This window comes from Actinoplanes sp. NBRC 103695, from assembly GCF_030269485.1.
Taxonomy (GTDB): Bacteria; Actinomycetota; Actinomycetes; order Mycobacteriales; family Micromonosporaceae; genus Actinoplanes.
The window spans coordinates 1-370 of the sequence record NZ_BSTL01000143.1 but is presented as its reverse complement, the minus strand read 5'-3'; the positions used below and the strand labels follow the sequence as shown (position 1 = coordinate 370).

At 72.2% G+C, this 370-nt stretch carries 1 protein-coding gene; it reads right to left on the bottom strand.

What is annotated here, in order from left to right; all coding sequences use genetic code 11:
* Positions 1 to 247: hypothetical protein (locus tag QSK31_RS48620; RefSeq protein WP_285692015.1), on the bottom strand; the 247-nt coding region annotated here is incomplete at its 3' end.
* Positions 248 to 370: the final 123 nt, after the last annotated feature.

Here is a 370-nt window from a genome sequence, read left to right as displayed (position 1 = left end):
CGCGTTCGATCACGACCATGTGCGCGTCCTCGCCGGGCTGGCGTCCCCACGCGAGGGTTGCCGCGCCGGGGCGGAGGTCGTGCAGGATGTGCGCGGTGCGGGGGGTGCCGAAGAAGGCTGGGGTGTCGGGGGTGCTCAGCAGTGCGGCGGCTTCGTCGACGGGTCGCTGACCGGAGTCGACGGGTCGCAGACCGTAGAGGCCGTTATCGCTGCCGGAGCGGGTTTGCAGCGCCCGCAACGCCGCCACGGACCGGGGGGTGCAATCGGCTGCCTTGACAGGGGGTGGGCCCAGTATGGCCTCTACCTGGGCGGCGGCCTGCACCAGCGACCTGGCCGGCTCACGATCCCCGCCGGTCAGGAACGACGACAA